General features: G+C 48.1%; 22 protein-coding genes. 9 read left to right on the forward strand and 13 right to left on the reverse strand.

Translation table 11 applies throughout. From position 1 onward, the window contains the following. Window positions 1-104 precede the first annotated feature (104 nt). The 7 genes from guaC to KNO92_RS07140 form a co-directional block, all read right to left on the reverse strand. Window positions 105-1,088: a GMP reductase gene (gene guaC, locus KNO92_RS07110; protein ID WP_074036799.1), complete on the reverse strand. Its 984-nt coding sequence runs from the start codon at window positions 1,086-1,088 to the stop codon at window positions 105-107. 203 nt (window positions 1,089-1,291) lie between these two features. After that, the gene (locus KNO92_RS07115) at window positions 1,292-3,349 is read right to left on the reverse strand and encodes a PAS domain S-box protein (RefSeq protein WP_214760636.1); all 2,058 of its coding nucleotides are present in this window, start codon (window positions 3,347-3,349) and stop codon (window positions 1,292-1,294) included. A gap of 108 nt (window positions 3,350-3,457) precedes the next feature. Beyond that, window positions 3,458-4,642, reverse strand: a complete 1,185-nt coding sequence (locus KNO92_RS07120; RefSeq protein WP_214760639.1) for an MFS transporter — start codon at window positions 4,640-4,642, stop codon at window positions 3,458-3,460. Between the two features lie 154 nt (window positions 4,643-4,796). Next, on the reverse strand, window positions 4,797-6,806 hold the full coding sequence (locus tag KNO92_RS07125; RefSeq protein WP_214760641.1) for a catalase: 2,010 nt from the start codon (window positions 6,804-6,806) through the stop codon (window positions 4,797-4,799). A 133-nt stretch (window positions 6,807-6,939) separates the two neighbouring features. After that, entirely contained in the window at window positions 6,940-7,593 is a 654-nt protein-coding gene (locus tag KNO92_RS07130; RefSeq protein ID WP_214760643.1) for a hypothetical protein, read from the reverse strand. A gap of 45 nt (window positions 7,594-7,638) precedes the next feature. Further along, window positions 7,639-8,841, reverse strand: a complete 1,203-nt coding sequence (locus tag KNO92_RS07135; protein WP_214760645.1) for an NAD(P)/FAD-dependent oxidoreductase — start codon at window positions 8,839-8,841, stop codon at window positions 7,639-7,641. Window positions 8,842-8,940: 99 nt separating this feature from the next. Further along, window positions 8,941-12,447 carry a lamin tail domain-containing protein gene (locus KNO92_RS07140; RefSeq protein WP_214760647.1) on the reverse strand — a complete coding sequence of 1,169 codons (3,507 nt, stop codon included), beginning with the start codon at window positions 12,445-12,447 and terminating at the stop codon, window positions 8,941-8,943. A 376-nt stretch (window positions 12,448-12,823) separates the two neighbouring features. Here KNO92_RS07140 and KNO92_RS07145 point away from each other — a divergent pair, with 376 nt between their 5' ends. From KNO92_RS07145 to KNO92_RS07170, 6 genes are all read left to right on the forward strand, one after another. Then, a complete protein-coding gene (locus KNO92_RS07145) occupies window positions 12,824-13,585 on the forward strand; it encodes an alpha/beta hydrolase (protein WP_214695648.1) in 762 nt (253 codons plus the stop codon). Window positions 13,586-13,715: 130 nt separating this feature from the next. Then, window positions 13,716-15,371, forward strand: coding sequence for a glycoside hydrolase family 13 protein (locus KNO92_RS07150; RefSeq protein ID WP_214696035.1), 1,656 nt, complete (start codon window positions 13,716-13,718; stop codon window positions 15,369-15,371). 54 nt (window positions 15,372-15,425) lie between these two features. Next, complete coding sequence (locus tag KNO92_RS07155) at window positions 15,426-15,764, forward strand: hypothetical protein (protein ID WP_214695649.1); 339 nt, start codon at window positions 15,426-15,428, stop codon at window positions 15,762-15,764. A gap of 57 nt (window positions 15,765-15,821) precedes the next feature. Beyond that, window positions 15,822-16,025: a YwbE family protein gene (locus KNO92_RS07160; RefSeq protein ID WP_015880320.1), complete on the forward strand. Its 204-nt coding sequence runs from the start codon at window positions 15,822-15,824 to the stop codon at window positions 16,023-16,025. A 1-nt stretch (window position 16,026) separates the two neighbouring features. Further along, window positions 16,027-16,194 (forward strand): hypothetical protein, encoded by a 168-nt coding sequence (locus KNO92_RS07165; RefSeq protein WP_015880321.1) that lies wholly within the window; start codon window positions 16,027-16,029, stop codon window positions 16,192-16,194. 267 nt (window positions 16,195-16,461) lie between these two features. Next, the gene (locus KNO92_RS07170) at window positions 16,462-17,934 is read left to right on the forward strand and encodes an alanine/glycine:cation symporter family protein (protein ID WP_214695651.1); all 1,473 of its coding nucleotides are present in this window, start codon (window positions 16,462-16,464) and stop codon (window positions 17,932-17,934) included. A gap of 50 nt (window positions 17,935-17,984) precedes the next feature. Here the strand turns inward: KNO92_RS07170 and KNO92_RS07175 are convergent, their stop codons facing one another. Then, window positions 17,985-18,785 (reverse strand): formate/nitrite transporter family protein, encoded by an 801-nt coding sequence (locus KNO92_RS07175; RefSeq protein WP_214695653.1) that lies wholly within the window; start codon window positions 18,783-18,785, stop codon window positions 17,985-17,987. Window positions 18,786-18,878: 93 nt separating this feature from the next. Continuing rightward, entirely contained in the window at window positions 18,879-19,268 is a 390-nt protein-coding gene (locus KNO92_RS07180; protein WP_214695655.1) for a VOC family protein, read from the reverse strand. Window positions 19,269-19,348: 80 nt separating this feature from the next. Between KNO92_RS07180 and KNO92_RS07185 the strand changes: the two genes are divergently transcribed. Genes KNO92_RS07185 through KNO92_RS07195 form a run of 3 tightly spaced genes read left to right on the forward strand, consistent with a single transcriptional unit; the run spans window position 19,349 to window position 22,635 of the window. Further along, complete coding sequence (locus tag KNO92_RS07185) at window positions 19,349-20,467, forward strand: GTPase (RefSeq protein ID WP_214695657.1); 1,119 nt, start codon at window positions 19,349-19,351, stop codon at window positions 20,465-20,467. Between the two features lie 14 nt (window positions 20,468-20,481). Continuing rightward, window positions 20,482-21,624 carry a YcjF family protein gene (locus KNO92_RS07190; RefSeq protein ID WP_214695659.1) on the forward strand — a complete coding sequence of 381 codons (1,143 nt, stop codon included), beginning with the start codon at window positions 20,482-20,484 and terminating at the stop codon, window positions 21,622-21,624. Window positions 21,625-21,672: 48 nt separating this feature from the next. Beyond that, window positions 21,673-22,635 carry a 2-hydroxyacid dehydrogenase gene (locus tag KNO92_RS07195; RefSeq protein WP_214760649.1) on the forward strand — a complete coding sequence of 321 codons (963 nt, stop codon included), beginning with the start codon at window positions 21,673-21,675 and terminating at the stop codon, window positions 22,633-22,635. A 37-nt stretch (window positions 22,636-22,672) separates the two neighbouring features. Here KNO92_RS07195 and KNO92_RS07200 read toward each other — a convergent pair whose 3' ends face one another. The 4 genes from KNO92_RS07200 to KNO92_RS07215 form a co-directional block, all read right to left on the reverse strand. After that, window positions 22,673-23,278, reverse strand: coding sequence for a YflT domain-containing protein (locus KNO92_RS07200; RefSeq protein WP_214695663.1), 606 nt, complete (start codon window positions 23,276-23,278; stop codon window positions 22,673-22,675). 12 nt (window positions 23,279-23,290) lie between these two features. Then, complete coding sequence (locus KNO92_RS07205; protein WP_214695665.1) at window positions 23,291-23,806, reverse strand: YflT domain-containing protein; 516 nt, start codon at window positions 23,804-23,806, stop codon at window positions 23,291-23,293. Between the two features lie 112 nt (window positions 23,807-23,918). Continuing rightward, window positions 23,919-24,827: a hypothetical protein gene (locus KNO92_RS07210; protein ID WP_353047395.1), complete on the reverse strand. Its 909-nt coding sequence runs from the start codon at window positions 24,825-24,827 to the stop codon at window positions 23,919-23,921. Further along, complete coding sequence (locus tag KNO92_RS07215; protein ID WP_026824646.1) at window positions 24,824-25,237, reverse strand: methylglyoxal synthase; 414 nt, start codon at window positions 25,235-25,237, stop codon at window positions 24,824-24,826. The genes KNO92_RS07210 and KNO92_RS07215 overlap by 4 nt, the downstream gene beginning before the upstream one ends. Window positions 25,238-25,443: the final 206 nt, after the last annotated feature.

Genomic DNA, 25,443 nt, shown 5'->3' on the forward strand with positions numbered 1-25,443 from the left:
TCTGGACTTTCAATGCCTTTGAATATTTGGTCATAAAAAACACCCCATAAAAGTTGGATTTTCGTGTCCAACTTTTATGGGGCAGTTCACGAGGTCGCCTTTTTTTAGTATACTTTATCCCCATTGAAGATTGAGTTTTTCACCATGACATAGTCTACCGTGCGCAATGCTTCGAGACTGTCGCCACCCGCGTAAGAAATCGCCGACTGGAGATCTTGCTCCATCTCGGTCAATGTATCTTGTAATGCCCCTTTGTGTTCGACAAACATCTTTTTCCCCTCGACGTTTTTTCGCTCACCTTTTTGGAACTCGGAAGCAGAGCCGAAATACTCTTTTAGTTGTTTGCCGTCTTGCTCGAATGTTTCCCCTGGAGATTCGTCATGGCCAGCGAACAATGAACCGATCATGACCATCGAAGCGCCAAAACGAATCGACTTGGCGATATCCCCATGTGTACGGATTCCCCCATCTGCGATGATCGGCTTCGTCGCCGCCTTGGCACACCAGCGGAGCGCCGCCAATTGCCAGCCGCCCGTGCCGAATCCCGTTTTGATTTTCGTGATGCATACTTTCCCTGGTCCGATTCCGACTTTCGTCGCATCCGCTCCGGCATGTTCCAATTCACGAACGGCCTCTGGCGTCCCGACGTTCCCTGCGATGACAAATGAACCAGGAAGATGGTGCTTGATATGTTGAATCATTCGGATGACCGCGTTCGAGTGTCCATGTGCGATATCGATCGTAATAAATTCTGGTGTATGACCAGTCGACTGAAGCATCTCGATAAATGCATACTCCTCTTCTTTCACCCCGACGCTGATGGAGGCATAGAGACCTTTCTCGTGCATGTCCTGGATAAACGCGAGACGCGTCTCAGGATTGAAGCGATGCATAATGTAAAAGTAACCGTTCTCGGCCAACATGAGCGCCACTTTCTCATCAATAATCGTTTGCATGTTAGCCGGGACGACCGGTAAACGGAACGTGAAGCCCCCGAGCTCGACGGTCGGGTCACATTCCGAACGACTATCGACAATACATTTTGCAGGAATTAATTGAATATCTTCATAATCAAACACTTTATCCATAAGTTGCACCCCTATTCACGAACATTAACATCTTGAACTATAAAAAAACTTCGCCCATTCGGTAATATAACGTGAACAGCTCTCAAAGTCAAAGGGAAACTTCGTAAAAACGATCTAAAAATGAATGTATTTAGATTTTTTAGTATTTAATGTTCGTATTTAGGTGTTCTACATATGTTTCACGTGAAAAAAAGGACCTTGATTCACAGGTCCTTTGCGAGTACATATTGGTTTCGACCGTCTGCTTTCGCCTCATATAAAGCGAGGTCGGCGCGTTTTAACAGCTGTTTAGTCGACAATCCTTTTGTATAACGAGCGCCACCGACGCTCGAAGTTGTGATGAATGTATGCTGGTCGATTTCCCAAGGTCGTTGTAACGCTTGGATAATCTTTTCGGCGACACGATGGAGAGAAGAAGGATCGGTGAATCGGATGAGGACGGCGAATTCATCGCCCCCGAGTCTTGCCACCATATCTTGTTTTCGGAGTACCGACGTCAATCGGCGCGCCAATTGCCGCAAAAGCTCATCCCCGACATCATGGCCGAACGTGTCGTTGATTTGTTTGAAACGGTCGACATCGAGCGCGAGAACGCCTAATTGCTCTTTCTCATATCTCGTCTCTTCGATGGCTTCTTCAAGATAGGCGAGGAAGTAGCGTCGGTTCGGCAAATCAGTCAGCGTGTCGTGATATGCCAAGTGCTTTAAGCGCTTCTCAAGCGCTTTTCGCTGCATGATTTCTCGGCTGACCGTCAAGTAGTGCAGAAGATGCCCTGATTCGTCATAGATAGCTTGAATTTTTGTCTCGAGCCAGATCCAGCGTTGGTCCGCGTGAAAGTGTCGGAATTCAAGAGTCAGCGAGACGTCTTGCTCTTTCAAGTCCTTCAATTGTGAACGGACGATTTGAATGTCATCTGGATGAATATAGTCGAGCGTATTCTTCCCTTCATAGTAATCGGCTGCAAAGCCGAGAACCGTACGATGAGAAGGGGAGGCGTAACGAACCGTCCCATCCCGTTCTAATATGCAAACGAGATCACTCATGTTTTCCGTGATCAGTCTGTATTGTAACTCACTTTGTCTCAAGGCCTGTTCCATTTCTCGTTTTTCCGTGACATCGCGCAAAATCGTCAATATGGCCAGCTGTCCTTCATAGTCGATGAGGAGACTGCTGATGTCCATATGAAGTCGGTCCCCGCTCGGCGTCACAACGACCATCTCGGTATCTTGAACAGGTCCACCTAGTTCAAGGGTAGCGAGACGTGTCCGAGTGGATTGGTGATATTCTTCTGCAATGAAAGAAAAGATAGATTCACTCTCGAGATAAGTCTCTCCAATCGTTTCGAGCGCCATTGCGTTCGCATATAAAATCTTCCCATCTTGGTGAACGATGATGCCTTCCGGAATCGTTTCGATCAGTTGGCGATAGCGACGTTCACTTTCGATTGTGGCCCGTTCAGCGTTCTTCTCAGGCGTTAAATCGATGATGATGGCAAACAATCCAGTGATGTTGCCACCGACTTCGATCGGGATGTTCAACACAGACAAATCAAGCCGCTCCCCAGACTCATGAGTGGCGTAAACCGAATACTTGTGCGGAATGCCGGATAACGTGAACTGCAACCCTTTCCGTACACGAGAACGTTCGTCCTCGGGAAGCCAGTAAAGGAACGGTTGATGGAGCATCTCCTGCTCGGCATATCCAGTGATGCTCATGACGGCCGGATTGACCGATTTGATATTCAGATGATGATCAAGTACAAAAATGCCATGGGGCGAGTAACGTCTTAATGACTCATGATGATCTTTCAAAATGGACAATTCCAGTTCGCGACGCTTTCGTTCCGTCACTTCGCGGACGACCGAGACGATATGTGTACATTGTCCCTCGTCATTAAAAATAGGAGTCACTTCTGACTCGAAGTAATGAAGGGGAAGCGTCAATACATCATTTGCTTCTACCGTATCGGTGTAGAATGAGTCAGCAAGACGATAGTCTTCATAGACGATACTTTTTTTCGTTCGAATCGCTTCATCGTAATAGGTTGTGATGAGCGCGGCCGTTTCAGCGGGGACGAGTTCGTCAATCTGTTTTCCGACATCTGCGTCCGACCAGTTGATCGCGCGTTTTGCGGGTTCATTCACAAAGACGTATCGATAAGCTGAACCATCGACTTCCATAAAGAACACATAGTCTGAAATTTTATCGAACGTCCGTAATAAAATCGATGCGTTGTATTGAAGTGTTTGGTCAGCCTTCATCTCGTCTCCCTCATTTCGTTCTATTTTTTACACGTCATTTTTATCTTAACGTATCCTTCAATAAAATGTGTGAACTTTCAAAAAAAGACAGGATGTAAGAACATCCTGTCAGGCAGCTTCTTTCAGTTGTTTTTGTTCGCTTCGACCGTTCATGAGGTAATACAAGAAAATGGTAAAGAGAACGACACCGGAAAGCATCAAGTATAGCATCGAAAATCCAGTCAACGGAATGAGTAGACCGATGAAATACGGACCAAACCCGAGACCTGCATCAAGTGCGATGAAGAACGTCGAAGTAGCCATACCCATCCGGTGGGGTGGGGAAGCCTTGACGGCAATCGCTTGTGTACCCGACTGGATATTTCCAAACCCGAGCCCGATTAGAGCACCTGCGAGTAATAGCATCCAGCCGCTATTCGCTTGACTGAGCACGAGAAGCCCGACGGCGAAAATCGCGATTGCTGGATACATGACGACATTCGCCCCACGCGCGTCCATCAACTTCCCGGTAATCGGACGAGACAACAGGACGGCGACGGAGTAGACGAGGAAGAAGATACTCGCCGCTTCAATCAAGTCAAGTTCACTCGCGTAAAAGTTAATATAGGACAAAACGCTCGAGTAGCTGAGCGCGGCCATCCCGATGATGAGTGCGATCGGTAACGCCTTCGGTTCAACGAATGATTTCAATGAGAAACCACGAACGACTTCCGGTGCGTCTACTTCTGGTACGTTCACGAAAAACGTACTCGCCAAACTGATCAGTCCGATCACGAAACAAAGTCCGAAGATGACGGTGAAGCTCGTATATTGGCTAAGGAGCAACCCAACGAATGGCCCGATGGCTGTCGCCAAGGTAGAGCTCATACTGTAGTAGCCAATTCCTTCGCCTTTTCGTGTCGCGGGAATGACCTGTGCCACGATTGTTCCGGTTGCGGTACTTGATAATCCCATCCCGAGACCGTGTACGAAACGAGTGAGCAATAAGAACCCGACGCCCCAATGGACGAAGTACAACAAGATCGTTGCGGTGAAAAAGACGAGCCCGATATAAAGTGTCTTTTTCCGACCGATCGAATCGATGAGTCGACCGATGAACAATCGCCCGGTCAATGTTCCGATGATAAAGATGCCGGTGACGAGCCCTGCTTGACTCGTCGTCGCCCCGTACGACTCGACGGCATGAACCCCGATGGTGACCATCAATAAGAAAAAGATGAGCGTCAGGAAGAAGTTGATTAGCGAGATAATCAAAAAGTCTCTCGTCCACAGTTTTTGGATAGGTTGTTGCATCGAACACGACGCCTCCTTTTCTTCAAATTCGAATAGTTAATAAACATAACTAAAAGAGTATACCAAATCAAAACAAGATTGTCTGAGATGGTGCATTCCATGAGTTCATGGAGCAAATAAAAACTCGACTCGTGAATCGAGTCGAGTGGTATCGTTAAGCGCGGTCCCAGAAGCGGGCGGTCGCGATTCCGTCGATGAACGTATCGAATCCATCGAGGTTATGCGCATCAAACGTGAAGACGCCAGGCTGGTCTGTCTTCACGCGACATGTTGCGAGTGCTTCTTTATGATGCACGTGCAGGGCGAGCGGTTTATAGTGCTTATACGTATTCTCGATGAACTCGAGGACGTCATCTTCGACCGAGGTTGCGGCACTCACCAAGAAGGCGGCGTCGAAGAGGCTCGAGTCGACCGTGTCGTACGTCTCTTTTACTTTCAAGTCACCGAGCATATAGGCTTTCTTACCGACGAGACTATAATTGACGTTGTGGTCGGCGAGTTGCTTCACCCATTGCTTCACTTGATGCGCATCCACGTCACCGGCGAGGAGAAGGGCGACGCTCTTCGTGTCTGGTTTTTTGATCGTGTTCGCCATCGAGAGGGCAGGGGACGTCTTGTCTGACTGGACTTCGTTATTTTCTTCAGGTACTTGCACGCCTAAATTGTCAGCGACGACCTCGGCGAGATGGCGATCGATCCGATTTAATAAATCGACGGCGTTCTCTTTCACCATATCCGACTCACATTTCCCGAGCTCGAAGCTGCAGGCGTCTTGAATGTGTTGCTTTTCGACATCGGTCATGCTGTTATAGAAGAGTTTCGCCTGTGAATAGAAGTCTAGGAAGCTGTCGCTGCGTCCCCGAATCTTATGTCCATCGACTTTCTCTTGATAATGCTCAAATCCGCCTTGGTCAGCTGGTACGGGTTCAGGCTGATTGTTATTGAGCGCATTTTTATGATAACTCGTCTGTCCTTTGTGGACGGCCATTTGATGCATGCCGTCACGCTGATTGTTGTGGAACGGACAAACGGGCTTGTTGATCGGAATCTGGTGGAAGTTTGGTCCACCGAGACGCGAGAGTTGCGTATCTGTATAAGAGAATAAGCGCCCTTGTAAGAGCGGGTCGTTCGAGAAATCGATTCCTGGAACGAGGTGTCCCGGATGGAAGGCGACTTGCTCGGTTTCAGCGAAGAAGTTATCGACGTTTCGGTTAAGTGTCATCTTCCCGACAAGTTTCACAGGGATTTCTTCCTCAGGCCACAGTTTAGTCGGGTCTAAAATGTCGAAGTCATAGTTGAACTCATCTTCTTCAGGGATGAGTTGGAGTCCGAGCTCCCATTCCGGATAATCGCCTTTGTTGATGGCTTCATACAAATCGACACGGTGGAAGTCCGCATTTTTCCCGACTGCTTTTTGAGCTTCGTCCCATACTTGTGAATGGACGCCGAGCTTCGGTTTCCAATGGAATTTGACGAAATGTGCCTTTCCTTCTGCATTCACGAGACGGAACGTATGGACCCCGAAACCTTCCATCATGCGTAGACTACGTGGAATTCCCCGGTCACTCATCGCCCACATGACCATATGAGCGGTCTCGTGGTTTTGTCCGACGAAGTCCCAGAACGTATCGTGCGCGCTTCCCCCTTGCGGCACTTCCGTATGCGGTTCAGGTTTTACGGCATGAACAAGGTCTGGGAATTTGATGGCATCCTGAATAAAGAAGACAGGGATATTGTTTCCGACTAGGTCGTAGTTCCCTTCGTCTGTATAAAACTTCGTCGCAAAACCGCGTACGTCACGGACTGTATCCGCAGACCCACGCGAGCCTTGGACGGTCGAGAAACGGACAAATACCGGTGTTGTCTTCGAAGGATTGTTCAAGAAATCAGCTTTTGTGATTTCGGCGAGCGGTTCATATACGTGAAACTCTCCGTGTGCCCCAACGCCGCGAGCGTGGACAATCCGTTCTGGAATCCGCTCATGGTCAAAGTGGGTCATCTTCTCCCGGAAATGAAAATCTTCAATCAAGGTCGGACCGCGACGCCCTGCCTTCAGTGAGAATTCATCTTCCGCCATTTTCAATCCTTGGTTCGTCGTCAAGCCTGCTTGTTGTTCGTTATCAATCGTATGTTGTTTTAACTGCTCTTCTTTCTTGTTCCCCATGTGATTGCCTCCCTTAAGTATGACTGACCGTTGTAAGTCACGTTTTGACCTACTGTATCGGTGTTCCCTAACCCAAATAAAAAAATCCCTCTTTTTTCAAAAAAGAGAGATTTCACACAAACGGGTAACTCACTTATAGCGCGGCCCATACGTGCTGCTTCAAAACGATTTGTTGCACGATTTTCGGGTCAAGATCATATTCACTAGAGACGATTCGCGTCACTTTTGATTTCACGTCCGGGTCGTCTGGATCCTGTTTCGTATATTGTTCCTGCCACAACGCCCAGATTTGAATCTCTTTTCCAGTCAGTTTCGTCGACCACTCTTTCTCACGAAGCTGCCAGCCGAACATCATCTCGTCTGTTTGACCAGGTTCGACCCAGTCGGCAAGCGCATAGTCGCCTTCAGGAGCGAATACGGCCTCACCGAGTGGAGGTTCTGTCCCGATATAGGCGGCGTCATCATAAAATCGTAACAAGGCGGCCTGGAATTGGTCGGACTGTTGGACGTTCTCGATGACGTCATGGCTAATGGATTGAAGTTCATCCGTACTTGGTTCACCATGCACCACAACATCATATTCATATCGAGTCACATCATCTTCTACAACGGGTGAACGCTTTTCGATCGTGTATATTTCCTCGGAAATAGAGACTTGTTCAGACTTTAATTGCGTGGTGGGTGTCGACTCGTTTGGCCAAAACCAGATGGCGCAGCCAAGAGGGACGACAAACACGATCAGTCGGCGAAACGTGTACACCCACCTTGCTTTTCTTTTTTTCTTCAATCTAAAAACACTCCTTCAATATGTAACAACCCCCAAGAATAGGGGTTACGTTCGATCTAGCCGAACGAGATCAGCGTCTGGATGATGCTGACCACGAACGAGGGCGCTCAGGATGCGAGAGCCGAGCATGCTGTACACCGTCCCATTTCCCCCATATCCGAGCAAATAAAACAAATTCGGTCGATTCGGGTGCTCTCCGATGAACGGGAGTTGGTCCACCGATTCTCCAAACAAGGCGACCCAGGCATAATCGACTTCGAGGTCATACATCGGGAAGAGTTCTGCAATTTTCTCCTTCACCCGTTCAGCCCGGTCGTTCATGAGTGCCTCATCGTGAGGCGTCTCTGCCTTGTCTTCGTCGAGACCACCAGCGATAATCCGACCGTCCGGAGTCGTACGTAAATATAGGTATGGTCGTTTCGTCTCCCAAATGAGTGCGCGTCCTTCCCATTCGCTGAACTCTGCAATCGGATTCGTTGCGATGGCGTATGAACGGTTCAAATCGATTCGATGAGAATCAAGTAGGGGAGCAGGACCGTAACCTGTCGCAAAAATGACTTTGTTCGCTTTGAATGTACCGTTTGAAGTGAGGACAATCCATCCTTCGCCGTCTGAAACGACTTCATCTACTGATGTTTCTTCAAAAATCGGGACGTTTTGTTTCGATAAGTGACGAATGATTTGACGGCTGAGCGTGAGCGGATTGACTTCGGCATCACCTTTTGTGATCAAGGCCGCCGGTTTGTCGAATGGGAAACGTTCACGCAATGCATCGCGATCAAGCCATTCCACTTCAAAACCATGCTTCGAAAGCATCTCATACTCAAGTTTCAATTTGGCAACATCGGCCTCTTCACTCGCAAAACAAAGGCTATCCCGGCGAATATAAATATCGGATGCCCCGACATCTTCCGCTACCTGATCAAGTGATTCGACGGCATCGAGACAAAGACGATAGAAGCGTACCGCCGCGTCTTCTCCGATTTTTTCGGCGAGTTCATGTAACATAATGTCATTTGAATATTGAATAAGACCGGTGTTGGCCGACGTGCTGCCTGTTCCGACTTTTCGTCCGTCGAGCACCGCGAAATCCACACCATCCTGTTGCAACGTATAAGCTGTCAGTGTTCCAGACATTCCGGCTCCGATGACGAGCACGTCATACTGCTCTTTTTTCTCAGGTTGTTGCAACACCACGTCATCTGATTCGGTCGTTGGCCAATATAAATCTCCGTTATACAATTCCATCAGTTTCATCCTCCATGATTCAGCATCTTCCTTTTTATCCCCGCTTCAAGGGAGCTGAAACCAAAAAAAACGCAGACGATGTGTCTGCGTTTCAACATGTTATTTCTTGATGATGATGGATGATGGAGAAGCACCTTTCGCATACGTGATGCGCTGGACATTTTTCGCCCCGCGAATCTCGGCAAGGTTTTTTCCGTCAACGATCACTTCTTTCACTGTTGCGCCTTTGAAGTCGATGATGGCACCGGCTTCTTTCGGTTTCACTTGAACGACGACATTTTTCAACGCATCACCCGTCAATTCCGTGTAAGCGCCACGGACAAAGATTCCGTTTTTAAAGTTTGTTCCTTTTCCAATCGTCACACCGATAAAGTCCTCTTGAAGGACGAGACGAGCGGCTGGATGATTTTCTACCGTGTAACGCGTCAATTCCACTTCAGGTTCTGGAGTGAAGTCGATTTGTGCGAGAACCGGATCATGGTCACTCGCGCGACCTGACATCTCGGTGAAGTCCGCATTGACGTGAATCATGTCAATCTTCGTAGAAGCGGCCAAGCGGTTCGACACAAGGATGTGGTCGAGTACTTGTGAGTTTCCTTGATAGACATATGAGTAGCGGTCAACAGCAGGGACTTTCTCGACCATGTTCGTCATCAAGTCACCTTTAAAGATTTGAAGTGCATCCGAGAATTCGAAATCGTTAAAGTCTCCGAGTGCGACAACGTTCGCTTCAGGGTTCTTCGTCTTCACGTCCGCCACGAAGTTGTGGACGACTTGTGCAATCTTCTTACGTTGTACTTCACTTCCGAGCACGACCGGCTGTTGTGAACCGAAGAATCCAGTATCGCCGCCTTTTGAGTTCCAGTGGTTCGCGATGACAATCACGTTCTCACCTTGGAAATCAAATTGAGCTGCCAACGGTTTACGTGAGCGATTGAACGCTTCGTTTGTCGGGTCGATACGTCCCGGGTTGTGCGTCAACTTCCCGTCAACGTATCCGACTGCCGTCGTCGCGTCACCAGCAGGCATTCCATCCGTCAACGATACACGCGCAGGGTCATACAAGAAACCGACACGAATGTTAGCATCCGGTGCACCACCGTCTTGGTTGTTCTCAGGGTCGATGTTGACGTATTTATACGTTTTCCCGCCGACAGCAACGATGTTGTCGATCAAGCGTTGATAGCTTTGATCAGCGGCAGAACCCGCACCTTTGTCTTGTCCATCGTTGTCTTGTACTTCTGTTACGCCGATGATGTCAGGACTGTTCAATTCATTGACGAATGCTTTTGCCAATTTGAGCGCCTTCTCATCTGATGTTTCTTTAGTGTTGTTCGAGAAGTTTTCTAAGTTGTAAGACGCAATCGTCAATTGATCTTCTTCTGCTTCGATGAACGTCTTCTCACGCTGCGCATCCCCTTTGACGAAGGCAGCTTTCATGTCTTCGAGCGACGCTTGAATCTTGTAGTTTCCGAATGAGTAGCCGACGACACCAACGATTGGTCCGTTGAAACGGTCGCCTATCGCCACATCGAAGTCACGCGCTTCTGCGTTCGGTTCGAGACGGAATTGAATGCGCTCCGGGTTTGCGTCGTTCTTTTTCAATAAGACACCACCATTGTTAGTCTCCGTTGGCGTATCTTCGAGCACGGTCACGAGGTCACCGTATTCTTGTGGTCCGACTGATTTCAAGTTGTTCGTTTGAACGCGCATGCCTTCGAGGCTTTCCCAGAAGTCAATCGCATCTTTCTCCGGGTTGAAGACAGCGAGGTTATCACTATCGATAAACTCTGTCGGTAGGTTTGAAGCATCGATTGTAATCGGAGTCGGGAGTGTCACACCGCTCGCGACGACTTCTACTTTTCCGTTACGTGTATCGATTTGCGTCATTTTCATGTCTGTCTGTTGACGATCGCTATATCCTTCAATCGCGTATTCGCTCACTTTTCCATTCACCTTGACGAGATCACCGACTTGAATGCCAGCGATTGAACGTCCGCCGTAAAGGACGATTCCTTCAGATGTGCGTGCATCGTCGTCGGCTTCAGCATCCGGTGTCTGGATGAAGTAATATGTCGTCCCGCTCGAGATGAAAGTAGACGTGACGATTCCTTCGACGCCCTCAACCGTCTGTCCGTTCATTGGAGCCGTATGGTTCGCTCCTTGGATGTCGTGAATGCGAATCTTATCTGTGATCTTGTATGAGAACGTCGAGACCGCGCTGAACGTGTCACCTGTTTTCACGACCGTCTTCAACGGAGTCGAGTTTTCGATACGAATCGAACCTTCGTAACGAGTCCCGTTCTCTTTCGGATCTGAACCGTCGAGCGTATAGAAAATTTCAGCATCTGCCGTCGTCGTTGAGAGTGTGACGTCTTGCGGTCCGACAAACGTGCCGGCACCTGGTTTTGCGACGGCCGGGCGAAGGACCGACGTATCGATGACCGTGTCCGCTGGGTCACGCGGGATGATTTGATAAGCATCGTCAAACTGCTGAACGATTCCTGTGATGGATGAATAGTTCACATCCGTCTGTAAATCGAGGATGCCCCGTTCGTCACGAACGATGAACTCTTTCGTTCCGTCTGTTGCCGTCAAGTTTTGACCGCTCCCTGTGAGCGTGACATTGTTGACGGTTACGAGTTCTGATTCGACGTTTTCATTGATTTGTTCTCCCGTCACTACTTGTGCAGTAGGAAGCGTCGCTGCTTGTTTCGAGACGACGACCGCGCTGTTCAATTGCAAGAGTTCACGATACGAACCGACGACGCCTGTGACGACGACTTCATCTCCAACGTTGACCGCAAGTGACGTCGGGCGGATAGAAAGACCGCCTGTCGCATCTTGAATCGAGATCGTGTTCGCGAGTTTTCCAGTGACGACTCCTTTTACAGTGACCGTCTCATTTTCTGCTTTTGTCCGTGCGTCTGCGATTGAAATCGGTGTGACCGGTGCAGGTGGTTCTGTCGTACCGCCATCGCCGTACTCGACGCCTTGGAACGTATGCACCCCGAGGTTATCGAATGAGTCTTGTGGTGTCGATGTCCATTCGACAGCAGGATCGAAAGCATCGCTTCCGTCACTGTCGCCACGCGTGACCGTATCTTTTCGGATGAGTGACTGGTCGGCAGTCGCGACGGTCGTTCCCCATTTCGTACCTGGGTCGACACCGAGTTGACCGAAGACGTCGAGAACAGTGTCTCCTTTTTTCAAGACAATCGTGTCATCTCCGTTGAAGTTCGTCACAGCGCTCGTCGTATCCGATTTCGCTTTCAATGCGTCTGACGCACTACCGTTCACAATGACATATGTAGCTCCTGGTGCGAGTGTTCCCGTCAAATTCAATGTGTTTCCGGCAATCGTGCCACCGTTTGAATAGAGTTCAATCTTGTAGGCAGAAAGGTCAATCGTCGCGTTCGTTCCGTTAAACAACTCGATGGCTTTATTGTTGCTTGAGCCTTCTACATACTCTGAGATGAAAAGGTCTGAAGCATTCAACGTCTCGGCATGTACATTTGCCGCGATCGGCGTCATGCTACTGACGATGAGTCCTGCCGATAAAGCGAGGCCAGTGACTGTCTTAAATGATTGTGTTGGTTTCCCCATGTGTAAGTCTCCCTTGGATGTAATTATGTAACCCGATTTCCCCATCGTGCGCCATCATAAATTGAGTATAAATTACCCTTCTTTATGTCAAAAAACAACATGATAGCGCTTACATTACTTCCCTTTTAACGAATCACTTGAAAAATTATTCGTGTATTGTCAAAAGTGACAAACACATTTCCCAAGTTTTTAACTACATGTTAAACATAACCAAGCAGACGTCAGAACTCAATCCACTAAATACGAAGTTATGATTACAGTTTGATGACAAGGTAAACGAAACATGAAGAACTTGACGGTTGGGTCGATAACTTTTACACTCTTCTAATACGAATTAATTGTATCGGTTAAGTGGGAATTAAAAAAGGAGGCAGTAATGAGAACGATCAACTATCCAGTCATTCCTGGAGCAGGCGCATTTTATTATGAAGGAAACGAAATTGGTATTTTGCTTTGTCACGGATTCAATGGAACGCCTCAGAGTGTGCAAGACGTCGGGATCGAGCTGATGAAACAAGGGTTTACGGTGTATGCTCCACGTTTGAAAGGGCATGGGACAGATCCAGAAGATTTTCGATGTTCAACGCATCGATGTTGGTACAAAAGTGTCATCGAAGGCATCGAACGATTGCGCGAGTCGTGTCGGACGGTCATCGTCGTCGGTCAGTCGATGGGTGGGACGCTAGCGCTCAAAGCTGCACTTGAGGAAAAGGCAGATGCAGTTGTCACAATCAATGCAGCCTTATCCGTACCTGGGTATGCGTGTCATGCGTCAGGTACCGAATGTCGATTCATCGATGAAGACGCTCCCGATATTTTAGCAGAGGGTGTATATGAGATTGTCTATGACCGTGTGCCGACAAAGGCGATTCGGGAATTGCTGGCGTTAATTGACGAGGTACGCCCGCACGTCGGGTCGGTTGATGTGCCGACATATGTCATCCATTCGGCAGTCGACAACGTCGTGCCACCAATCGATTCGATTTGGTTGTTCGATCAATTGCAAGGTACAAAAGAATATGCGGTGCTCCCGAACTCGTATCACGTCGCGACGATGGATCATGATTGGAAACATTTATCGAAGCTCATCTCCACTTTTTGTGAACAAGTTGGGACGCTTCATTCGAATGCAGTGTAAACTGCATTTTTTTTGCGAGTTGATTCTTTGCAAACGCTTGCACTAGTGCTATGGTAGATGTGAATCATACCTTATTGTAGGAGGCACGTGCCGTATGGAGACGTTGTTCAGCCAAACAAAACAAACAGAAGTGAGTCGCGTATGGTGGAAAGAGGCGATTGCCTATCAAATCTATCCACGAAGTTTCAAAGATTCGAATGGGGATGGAATCGGAGATTTACGTGGGATTATCGAAAAGCTCGATTACTTAGAAGACCTTGGCATTGACGTGATTTGGATTTGTCCGATGTATAAGTCGCCAAACGATGACAACGGATATGATATTAGTGACTATCAAGACATTATGGAAGAGTTCGGAACAATGGAAGATTTCGATGCGCTATTAGCGGCCGTACATGCACGTGGCATGAAACTGTTGCTCGACCTCGTCGTCAACCATACATCGGATGAGCATCCGTGGTTCCTCGAGTCGAAAAGCTCAACAGACAACCCAAAACGGGATTGGTACATTTGGCGAGACGGAAAAGATGGCGCGCCACCGAGCAACTGGGCAAGTATCTTTGGCGGCTCTGCTTGGGAATACGATCAACAGACCGATCAATACTACTTACACGTCTTTTCGAAGAAGCAACCGGACTTGAACTGGGAGAACCGTGAAGTTCGGACGGCCATCTATGACATGATCAACTGGTGGCTCGATAAAGGGGTGGACGGATTCCGCGTCGATGCGATCAGTCACATTAAAAAGATGCCAACGGGAACGATGCTCCCATCGCCGGACGGCAAACCGGTCGTCACGGCGTTCTCGATGTACTCGAACATCGACGGCATTCATGACTATCTTCAAGAGATGAAACGGGAAACATTCTCGAAATACGATATTATGACGGTTGGTGAAACGAACGGGATAGAGCCGGAAGCAGCGGATCTTTGGATGGGTCCAGAAAACGGCGCGATGAATATGGCGTTTCATTTTGACCATGTCGACATTATGCGGCGGTCACGTCTGGCCCCACTCGATGTCGTCGAATTGAAACGAATCTTCGATAAGTGGCAACAAGGTTTACGTGAGACGGGTTGGAACGCGCTATATATTGAAAACCATGACATGGTGCGGGCGGTCTCGCTCGTTGGGGATGAGCATCATTATTGGCGGGAGAGTGCGACCGCGCTCGCGATGATGTACTTCTTTATGCACGGGACACCGTTTATTTACCAGGGACAAGAGATTGGGATGAAGAACGTACCGCTTCCATCCATCCATGATTACGATGACGTCGCGACGAAGAATGAATACTTCGAACGGATTGCGAACGGGATGAGTGAAGTCGACTCGATGCAGCAAGTATGGGGCACATCCCGTGATAACGTGCGAACGCCGATTCAATGGGATGCGTCACCGCATGCCGGTTTCTCGACGACAACCCCATGGATGCCGATTCACGAAGAGTATGAGACACTCAACGTCGAGGCACAGCGAAACGATCAGCACTCGATTCTCTCGTTCTACAAGGAAATGATTCGTCTTCGCCGGGCCGAAGATACGTTTACGTACGGTCGTTATCGTGATGTCTTGCCAGAGCATAAGCAGGCTTTCGTCTATGAACGTACATTTGAGAACAATCGATTCTACGTGGTTGTCAACTTGACCGCGAATCCGGCAGAAGTGACCATCCCGGAGATTGCGGGTGCGACGCTTGTCATGACGAATGAAATCGATCCGGAGACGATTGATACCGAGACATTCATGCTGCGACCATTCGCAGCGCGGTTATATCGTTTATGATAGAGGGGTACCTTCCTAGGAGGGTACCTTTTTTGAATGAGAGGTGGAGTGAGGATGCATACGATTGAATTTTCGGATGGGAATGATACCGTACACGTCGTAATCGAAAGTGCCACTCGTGAACGATTAACCTTAAAGATTGATCAAAGCCGTATGGCGACATCCGTGACAGCATATCTCAGCTTTGCGGAAGCGTTCGCGGAAGCTTTTCATGCTCTTCGAGGAACAGCGACACTTTGCGATATAGACGGAAACGAGGTCATTGATGTCATCTTCTCACATCGGGGAGTACGTATTGTGTTTCATGATTCTCTTCCAGAGAAGGTGCTACAGACCGATCAAAGTTATATGACGGAGCCGATGCGACAAATCGGGATCTGGAATAGGCTGTGACAAATAAGGGAAAAGAGCATATGATAGAGATTGACTAAATGGAAAGGGGTGTCGGGTATGGATGGAACGAAACGTGCTGACATTCGCCCAGGGCTCCATGTCCAAATCGTTTTGAAACAAGATCAACGAAGCGGGAAGCTGACGAAAGGCGTCGTTCAAGATATATTGACGAACTCGCCACGTCATCCGCACGGAATCAAAGTGCGTTTGAGCGATGGACAGGTCGGTCGTGTGAAAGTGATCGAAGCTGGAGGTGAGTAAGATGAGTGAGAAAAAACTATCTTTTCAAGAAGCGATGAAACAAAAGCTGGCAGAAAAGAAACAGAACCAGACAAAGGTTCCGACAGGTTTACATGGTACAAAACAAAAACCGTTGACGAGCCAATTGACGAAAAAACCAAATAACCAGAAGAAACGTACTGGTATTTAAGACGGCAGCTACTCGAAAAGAGTGGCTGTTTTTTTGAATATGCGTTTCATCATCAATGAATATAATCATGATTTAATATTTCTAAACATTTTTATGTAAGCGCTTTAAGTACTTATAAATAAGGAATCTTGCTTAAAACATGTGAAAAAATAGTGAAATCACCTATAAAAAAATTATTGCTAATTGTCAGAATCTTTGTATAATTCAGAACTAAGACATCATAAAAATTCTCAACTTCAGATTCACACAACAGGGAGGAACTTATTCATGGAAGCGATTCAAGGTATGTTACAGGGAAGCGTCGACTTTTTGAACAACATCTTATGGTCGTACGTATTGATCGCCGTGCTCGTCGGAGCCGGGATCTACTTCACGGTCAGAACACGATTTATGCAGTTCCGTTACTTAAAAGAAATGTTCCGTACGATTACAGATAAATCGGACGTGACGCCAGCAAAAGATGGAAAGAGTATCACACCAATGAAATCATTCTTCATCGGTGCTGCGACTCGTATCGGTACAGGTAACCTTGCAGGGGTTACGGTAGCCGTCACACTCGGTGGACCGGGAGCGGTCTTCTGGATGTGGATCGTTGCCCTTCTCGGTGGAGCAACGGCTATGATCGAAAGTACATTGGCTCAAGTATACAAAGTGAAAGACGATGTTGCGTACCGCGGTGGTCCGGCTTACTACATCGAAAAAGGATTGAACAACCGTGCACTCGGAATCGTATTCGCGGTTCTCATCGCCGTCACATTTGGTCTCATCTTCAACTCAGTTCAATCGAACACAATCGCTGCAGCATTCGATAACGCGTTCGGCGTCGATGCAGTCATCGGTGGAGCTGTCTTAGTTGTCCTTACAGGTCTCGTTATTTTTGGTGGTGTACAACGTGTCGCGAACTTCTCAGCAATCGTCGTACCTGTCATGGCTGTCTTGTACCTTGCAATCGCACTTTACGTTGTTGTTGTAAACTTCGCTGAACTTCCAGCTGTGTTCGCGATGATCTTCCAAAGCGCATTCGGTTTAGACGAAGCGGTCGGTGGTTCAATCGGTGCTGCAATCTCAATGGGTGTCCGTCGTGGACTCTTCTCGAACGAAGCTGGTATGGGTTCTGCACCAAACGCAGCAGCAGCTGCTGAAGTATCGCACCCAGCGAAACAAGGTTTCCTTCAAGCTCTCGGTGTATTCTTGGATACATTGATCGTTTGTACGGCAACTGCAGCAATCATCCTTCTCTCAGACAGCTATGCTTCAGGGAACGGTGAAGGGATCGTCCTTCTTCAAAACGCTTTGACTGAACAAATCGGGGCACTTGCTCCAGCATTCATCGCCGTCAGCGTCTTCTTGTTCGCGTTCAGTTCAATCGCAGGAAGCTACTACTACGGTGAAACGAACATCGAATTCATCAAGAAGAGCAAAGGTGCAGTCCTCGGATTCCGTCTTGCAACAATGGCATTCGTCTTCATCGGAGCGGTCGCAAGCCTTGGATTCGTATGGAGCCTCGCTGACCTCTTCATGGCAGGAATGACATTGATCAACATCGCGGCCATCACATTGCTCGGTGGCGTTGCCTTCAAAGTTCTTAAAGACTACGAAGAGCAACGTGCTCAAGGTCTCAACCCACGCTTCTCTGCTCGTAAACTCGGCATCGAGAACACAGAGTGCTGGGACGTGGAAGAAGACGAAGTGGCACAAGGTTCTGTTCAAGCAGCCGCTGCTGACTCTTCAAAATCTTAATAAACATGACAAAACAAACAGGGACCCTGCTGATCGGGGTCCCTGTCTTTTTATGCGCGTTGGCGAATCGGTTTGACGGCTTGCTCTGTTTCTGATTTGTTCAAATATAAGTAACTTCCGGCAACGAACAATGCACCACCGACAATATTACCTAGTGTAGCGAAGAACAGATTGTAAAGGGCACCGCTAAAGTTAATGAGGTCCGATGGTACATAATGTAGCGCAAGCGCGAAGACGCCCATGTTCGCAATCGAGTGTTCGAACCCAGCAGCAAAGAATACGACGACGGGAATCATCGTCAGCATGATCTTCGCAACATCGTTGTTCGTTTTGAGCGGCATAAAGATGGCCAAACAGACGAGTACGTTACATAAGATACCTTTCAGGAAAATCGCAAAGGCATCTCCACCGATTTTTTTCGCTGCGACGACAGCGAGTAAATGGTCACCCGTCACTTCTCCCATGCTGTGGGCACCGATGACGAGCAGCGACAAAATGATGGCACCGATCAAGTTACCGAACCAACTGAGTCCCCATATTTTTGCTAAGTCTAACCAGTCGACACGACCCCGTTTCGCCCCGGTGTAGAGATACATCGTGTTACTCGTAAATAGTTCTCCACCCATCCAGACGATGAAGACGAGCGCGACCGAGAAGCTCGCACCGGCGATGAGCATCGTGCCGGGTACATCGATGAACATGTTTCCGACCGTGAACGAGAAGACGACCCCGATCCCAATCAAAAAACCAGCGATAATCGAACGTAACATGTATTGCGAAAATGATTGCTGAAGCAATGACGTTTTTTTAAATGCGGCTTCTTCCATATAGTCGATGACTTGTTTTTCCATGAGAAGACCTCCTTTAGACATTTTCAGTCTAGGAGGTTGGTCAAAAGTTTGCAATTGTTTTCACAAACTTTCAAGAAGTTCTCACGAAACCGTTCACATCGTTGCCACGAGTTCGACTTTGATGCGGTCCGGGTCTTCAAAAAACAGTGCTGTATAGTTCGGACCACCTGCGTGAGGAAAGCGGTCAGCATACAACTCACGAAAACCGTGTGACGCGAGCTGTTGTCGGATTTCTTCTAATTGTGTGAGCGATGAGGCATGAAACGCCAAGTGATTGAGTCCGGTCTTTTTTCGATGGTAGGGCGGAGTGAGGTGGTCTTCCTCTGTTTGAACGAACACGAGATATGTATCGCCGTAACGATAGCTTCGACCTTCTGGCCACGACTGATAGAGCGTGTACGCTAGCTGGTCACAGAGGAGCCATTCCCAAGCACGTATACTGTCATTTAGGTTGGATACGTATAGTTCAACATGGTGTAGCATGAGAATCATCCTTTCGATGGACGTTTGAAGTTGCCCCATTCGGTATAATTGAACTATACAACGAATAGGGGAGGAAGCATATGGATCGGACAGGGCTCGTCTCGAATATTTTGATTGCCGGGAAAACTGGCGTCGGAAAGAGTGCGTTCATCAATTATATATATGGACATGACGTCGCCGAATCGCGTGCCGGAAGTCCGGTCACTGCAGAAGGGCTTCATGAATATGAGTATTACGATTTAGAGCGGGGGATCTTGTTTCGTTTCTTTGATACGTGGGGGCTCGAGGCAGACCGTTCCGAAGAGTGGCATCAAGCCATCCTATCCATCGTTCATCAGCGCGAAGGGGCGCTCGATATCGCAGAATGGTTTCACACCATTTACTACTTGTTGTCCGTGCAGTCAGGACGTGTCGAGGCATACGAGCTTGAGGCGATTTTAAAGCCGTTATATGAACGGGGGAGCAACGTCACCCTCATTCTGACCAACTTCAATGAAGAAGACCCGATGAGTGTGCAGAAGGCAGAAGCGATGGAACGGGTATTGTTACGTGAACTGCCAATCGATGAAGGGGACATCATTCGTGTCAACAGTGTCGAGAAGAAGTTACTGACCGGGAAACGTGTTCCGGTAAGAGGCTACGAAGACGTATGGAAACGGAATCGGACGAACCTTTGGAAAGACATCGAACGAAAACTTCCCATCAATCTGACGAATCATCTTTTAGAAGAGTTGGAAGATTGGAGGATTCGAAGTATCGATTCGGCAGAAAAAATCCGTATGCTCACCCCACAGGCGATGATCAGTTGGAAAGCCCGTCACATTGAAAAGGATTTAGAGAAAACACTTGAGCAGGCGGCCGTGACGACAGAAGATGCGATGGCTGAAGGGGTACGTCACTATATCCAACTCATGCAACGGTACCCATTAGTCGGTGAACAAGCAGACCACTTGTTTAGAACGAGACGAGTCGAACTCGGATTTGACTATTCATTTGGAAAAACGGTAAGGAAGATGGTTCTCGGAATGATTCCCGGAGTGCATTTCATTTACTGGGCATTCAAGCGCCGAACGGCAGAACGAGGCATCAAAAAGGCCATCGATCAGCAATACACATCTGTGAAACAAACGATTGAAGAAGAGATTCGACGTGGCTTTGAGCGCGAGATGCGTCAGCTAGGGCAAACGCTCAACTCATAAAGGGGGAAACGAGAATGGAATCGACAAAGCGGTTTGATTTTAAAGACTATGATTTAAAAGCAGAGCTCGAGCGACTTCGTGGAAATGTAAAAAAACCAAACATCCTCATCGCAGGGGCGACGGGCGCGGGGAAAAGTTCGGTCGTGAACCATGTGTTCGGTCGGGATTTGACAAAGGTGGCGGCAGGGGAGCCCGTCACTCGGGGAATCCATCAATATAAGAGTGACGATATCGCGGTCACGTTGTTTGATAGCGAAGGGTACGAGATCGGGAGTGCACGCCAACAACATTACGAGGAAGAAGTCATCGGGTTTGTGGAGAACGCAAAGCAACAAGAAGCATCCGAACGAATCCATCTCGTTTGGTACACAATCAACGCCGCGACAAAACGTGTCACGCCACTCGACAAGGCGCTCATTCGTCGTCTTCGTGAATCGACTGCTGTCGCTGTCTTATTTACACAAATCGATCAGGTCGATTTAGATGAACTGACAGCATTGCGAAATGAACTGGATGGGGTCGTATCGGAGGAATCCGTGTTTCAGGTCAGTATCGCCTCGGAAATACTGAACGATGAAACGTTACGACAAGTTGTCGATTGGGAACGATTGATTGTATGGTCGGTTGAACAGCTAGACGCTTCTTTGCAGGAAGGACTCCTGATGGAGATTCAAGCAGAGAGTGAGACGATGCTCAAGTTGAAACGGAAGAAGGCCAATCGAATCATTTCAGGGTATGTGGCGAGCGCAGGAACGGCCGCTGCAGTCCCGCTTCCGTTTGCAGATGCCGTGGCCTTGACACCGATTCAAGTGACGATGAGCGTCCATCTGTTTCGCTATTGGGGCGTGAAGGCGAGTGATGATTTACTGAAGACGCTCATTGGAAGCACGATTATCCCACAAATCGGACGTACGTTATCGAAAACGATTCTATTGAATGTCATGAAGTTCTTCCCGGGAGCGAATGCGGCAGCCGGTGTCATCAATGCGACAGTTGCCTCAGGGATCACGTGGGCGATCGGACTCGCCATCAACGAAATTGCCTATCGAAATGCGATGGACTCCTCAAAAACAATCGAGCAGTTGTTGAATCAAGAGTTCGGTTCGTTGTTTGAACAGTTCTTGAAACAAAATCCGAAGTCGAATCAACCATCCTGACGACTCCCTTTTGTTAGACTACAAGTAATCGTAGAGAGGGGGAGAAAGATGAAAAAACGAATCTATATTACGCGACGCTTGCCGGAAGAAGCGGTCGCGCCGCTTCGTGAACACTATGACGTGCGTATGTGGGAACATGAGGGGCAGAGTGTTCCTCGTGAGGTGCTTCTAGAAGAAGTCTCATCTGCGCATGCGCTCTGGACGATGCTTAGTGACACGATTGACCATGAAGTGCTTGAGCGTGCACCGCATTTAGAGGTCGTTTCCAACTTGGCTGTCGGCTATAACAACATCGACTTGAAGGCAGCGAAAGAGAAGGGTGTCATCGTGACCAATACACCGGACGTCTTGACGGAAACGACAGCGGACCTGACGTTTGGACTCATGATGATGACGGCGCGACGTCTCGGAGAGGCCGAGCGTGATTTACGTGCCGGTGAGTGGAAATCGTGGCTTCCGATGGGATATGTCGGGATGGACCTCTATCAAGCGAAACTTGGGATCATCGGAATGGGACGAATCGGTGAAGCGGTCGCACGACGGGCGCGAGGATTTGACATGGACGTCTTGTATCATAATCGGACGCGTCGTCACGAGTCGGAGTCGATGTATGGCTTCACCTATGCGGAGCTCGATGAACTGTTAACGCAATCTGATTTCGTCGTCGTTCTCGCACCACTCACGGACGAGACGCGTGGAATGCTTGGGGCAGATGAGTTTGCCAAGATGAAAGAAACAGCGATCTTCATCAACGTGGCTCGTGGAGAAATCATTGACGAACAGGCATTGTATGAGGCGCTCAAGGCGAAAAAGATTTGGGGGGCTGGCCTCGACGTGTTCACGAAAGAACCGATCGACTTGAATCATCCACTATTGACCCTTCCGAACGTGACGACACTACCACATATCGGGAGTGCCTCGATTCGGACACGTCTCGCGATGATGGCGTTAAACCGGGACGCTATCGTGAACGTGCTTGAAGGAAAAGAACCAAAGAATCGTTTGACATAACAAAGAGCCTGACGCGCGCGTCAGGCTCTATTTACAATTAAAAGCGTCGGATGTTGTCTGGGTCTTCGACGTCATTTCGATACGCACGATCATCGAGACCACGTAGTTTTTCTTCTCGGTCAGGTTTCTTCGTTTCTTCATCTAGTTTATCTTGCTCCGGATCTACCGGATGACTTGGATCGACGGTCTGGGCCTCGTGATATGGTTTTGAGTCGATTTCCAAACCATCGTTCGTGTGATTCCCGAGATGGGTAGATGATGCGTCTTGATACGGTTTCGCATCGACCGTCACCCCATCTTGATGGCGACGCTCGAAGTCTTCATCGACATAGACAAGAATCTTACCGGCTTCAACGTCGTCATAGTGACGTTTTACTTCCTCTTCGCTGAGTCCCATGTTTCGTAAGCCGGCATGAACATCTTCATGACCACTCAAGAAGGCGCGAACTTTATCGAACCAACTTGCATGATGTGCAGCTTCTGTATGAACATCTGTGTCCCGTCTCAAAATCGATACGTTGTCTTCATGCTTCGTGACGACGTAAATGTGTGAGTCTTCGTACCCTTTTGCCCGCAACTCTTCGATTTTTCCAAGCGCTGCATCTTGTGTATCGTGCATACTGATGAATCGTTTCTCGTTCATAGTAGTTCCTCCTTATAGTCGTCGATGGTCTTCTAAACCAGAATGTCCACGAACAATCGGGTCATCCTTTGTCCCTTTTGGTTCCTCGTCATGATCATTGAACGGCTTTGCATCAAACGCGATCCCATCTGCCTTCTCACCTTTGTCATGATCGAGTTCACTATCTTTTTTGTACATATTCGGGTAACGATCATAAGAATGACGATCGACATAGAGTAAGATTTGACCTTCGTCGATGGCATCATAGTATTGCTCTGCCTCAGCGTCGCTGAGCCCCATGTTGCGAAGTTCATCGCGGATACGGTCACTTCCATGTAGGAATGCTTTCACGCGATCGAGCAAATTTACGTCTCGAACTCCAGCCTCGGCGTTTACATCCGTATGGTCACGCAATGCGGAGATTTCCCCATCTCGCTTGGCAACGACATGCATATTCTTTTCGGCTTCCCCTGCAGCCCTCAACTCGTCTACTTTATGCATGACTTCCTGTTCCGTTTGAAACAGACCAATCATTTTACGTTCTGACATCGAATACCCCCTTAAATTTGGCCAACCTTCAATTAGCGTCACAATAGGAGTAATTTCCGTTCTATCCGCAATTGAAACAAAAAACGCCATCTCCTGATAGGAGCGGCGCAGATTAATAATAAAGCATGAGCGTGTCGTCACCGAGTGAACAACGTGTACTCTTCCAGACGAACTCAATCAACGTCCAAATGGCCATAAAGCCACTGATCGCCAACAAAATGAGCGCATAAAGTGGAGTCAATTGAATGATGAACGACCAACCAAGTGTCATGAGGAGCGGTTGAATCAAAAAGATGGACGTGACATAGACGACCACGATGAGTAAAGCGAAGGCGATCCGTCGTCCGAGCGTATGAATGTGGTGCCGAAAACGGGTCAATATACCAAAGATCGCACCGGTCACGAGGACAGGTAACAGGAAGGCTAGATAGTCGATTGGATATGTCGAAATCGGTGCAGTGAACAACCGTCCGCTGAACACATCGTCGATGACGAGCAGTAAGTTGGCGTATGAAAATGCCAAAATCATACCGAGCAACCAGCCGAAACGGTTCCAAATCGTCCGTGATGATTTGAGCGCTTCGATTTTCGTATAAGCGAGGAATGCAAGATCACGAACTTCAATCTCTTTCAATGAGAGTTTGGCTTCGTCCAGTTGATTGACCGCCCAATCGAAATCTCGATTCGCTTGAGCTTTTTCATGAGGTTTTAATTCATCCGAGGCATCGATCAAGACGTGGTAGCGACGGCGATATTCTTCATTTGTTTCTGGTTGTTCGATAAGGAAACGAGCGTACTCATGCGGATCTTGGTTTAAGAGACTGTCTAACGACTGTCCACTTTTCTCCGCATGGCGGATATAGCCGGCGAGAGCCAGCAAGAGGCGGTCCGCTTCCGCCTCATCTCCAATCAGTTCGATCAGGCGATGACGTACTTCGTTAAAGAACTGTTGAACGTTCGGGTCATGAATCATATTCGGTTCCAGGGAGATTCCTCTCCTTTCTTGGTTTGTGATGGTCACGCAGGTGGTTCGTCATTATGAGAAAGTTTAAGCGACTCGAAATCACCTTGTTCGATGCTTCGAATCAAAATCTCGCTTCCTCCCATATTTGTCGAAAGGGGGATGGAATACACGTCACAAAGACGCATCAATGCGCTCACGTCTGGTTCGTGAGGTTGGGCAGTCAATGGATCCCGGAAGAAGATAATCATATCCATCTCTCCGCGTGCGACGGCAGCTCCAATTTCTTGGTCCCCTCCAAGCGGTCCTGAGCGGAAACAATGAACGGGTAATCCGGTCGCTTCCGCAATTCGCTTACCTGTTGTACCCGTTGCGAACAATTGATGTTTCTCTAGAATATGTGCATACGTTTTAATGAGAACAATTAAATCGTCTTTCTTTTTGTCGTGAGCCACTAAAGCGATGTTCATTTTAATTCCTCCTAAAATGACTTCTCATGTTATTCGTATCATATCTCACATGATTTGACACGATTTCTCTCTTAACTTACGTACCCATTTCCAGTGAATCGTAATAGTGATGTAAACGAGTTGTCATGTGCATAATGTTTGATGATTTTGAAATATAGGTATTTAAAGAAGTAGCACTGTTAAAGAAAAACAATCATTTTATAAAA

Source organism: Exiguobacterium sp. s129 (assembly GCF_018617585.1).
GTDB classification, from domain to species: Bacteria; Bacillota; Bacilli; order Exiguobacteriales; family Exiguobacteriaceae; genus Exiguobacterium; species Exiguobacterium aestuarii_A.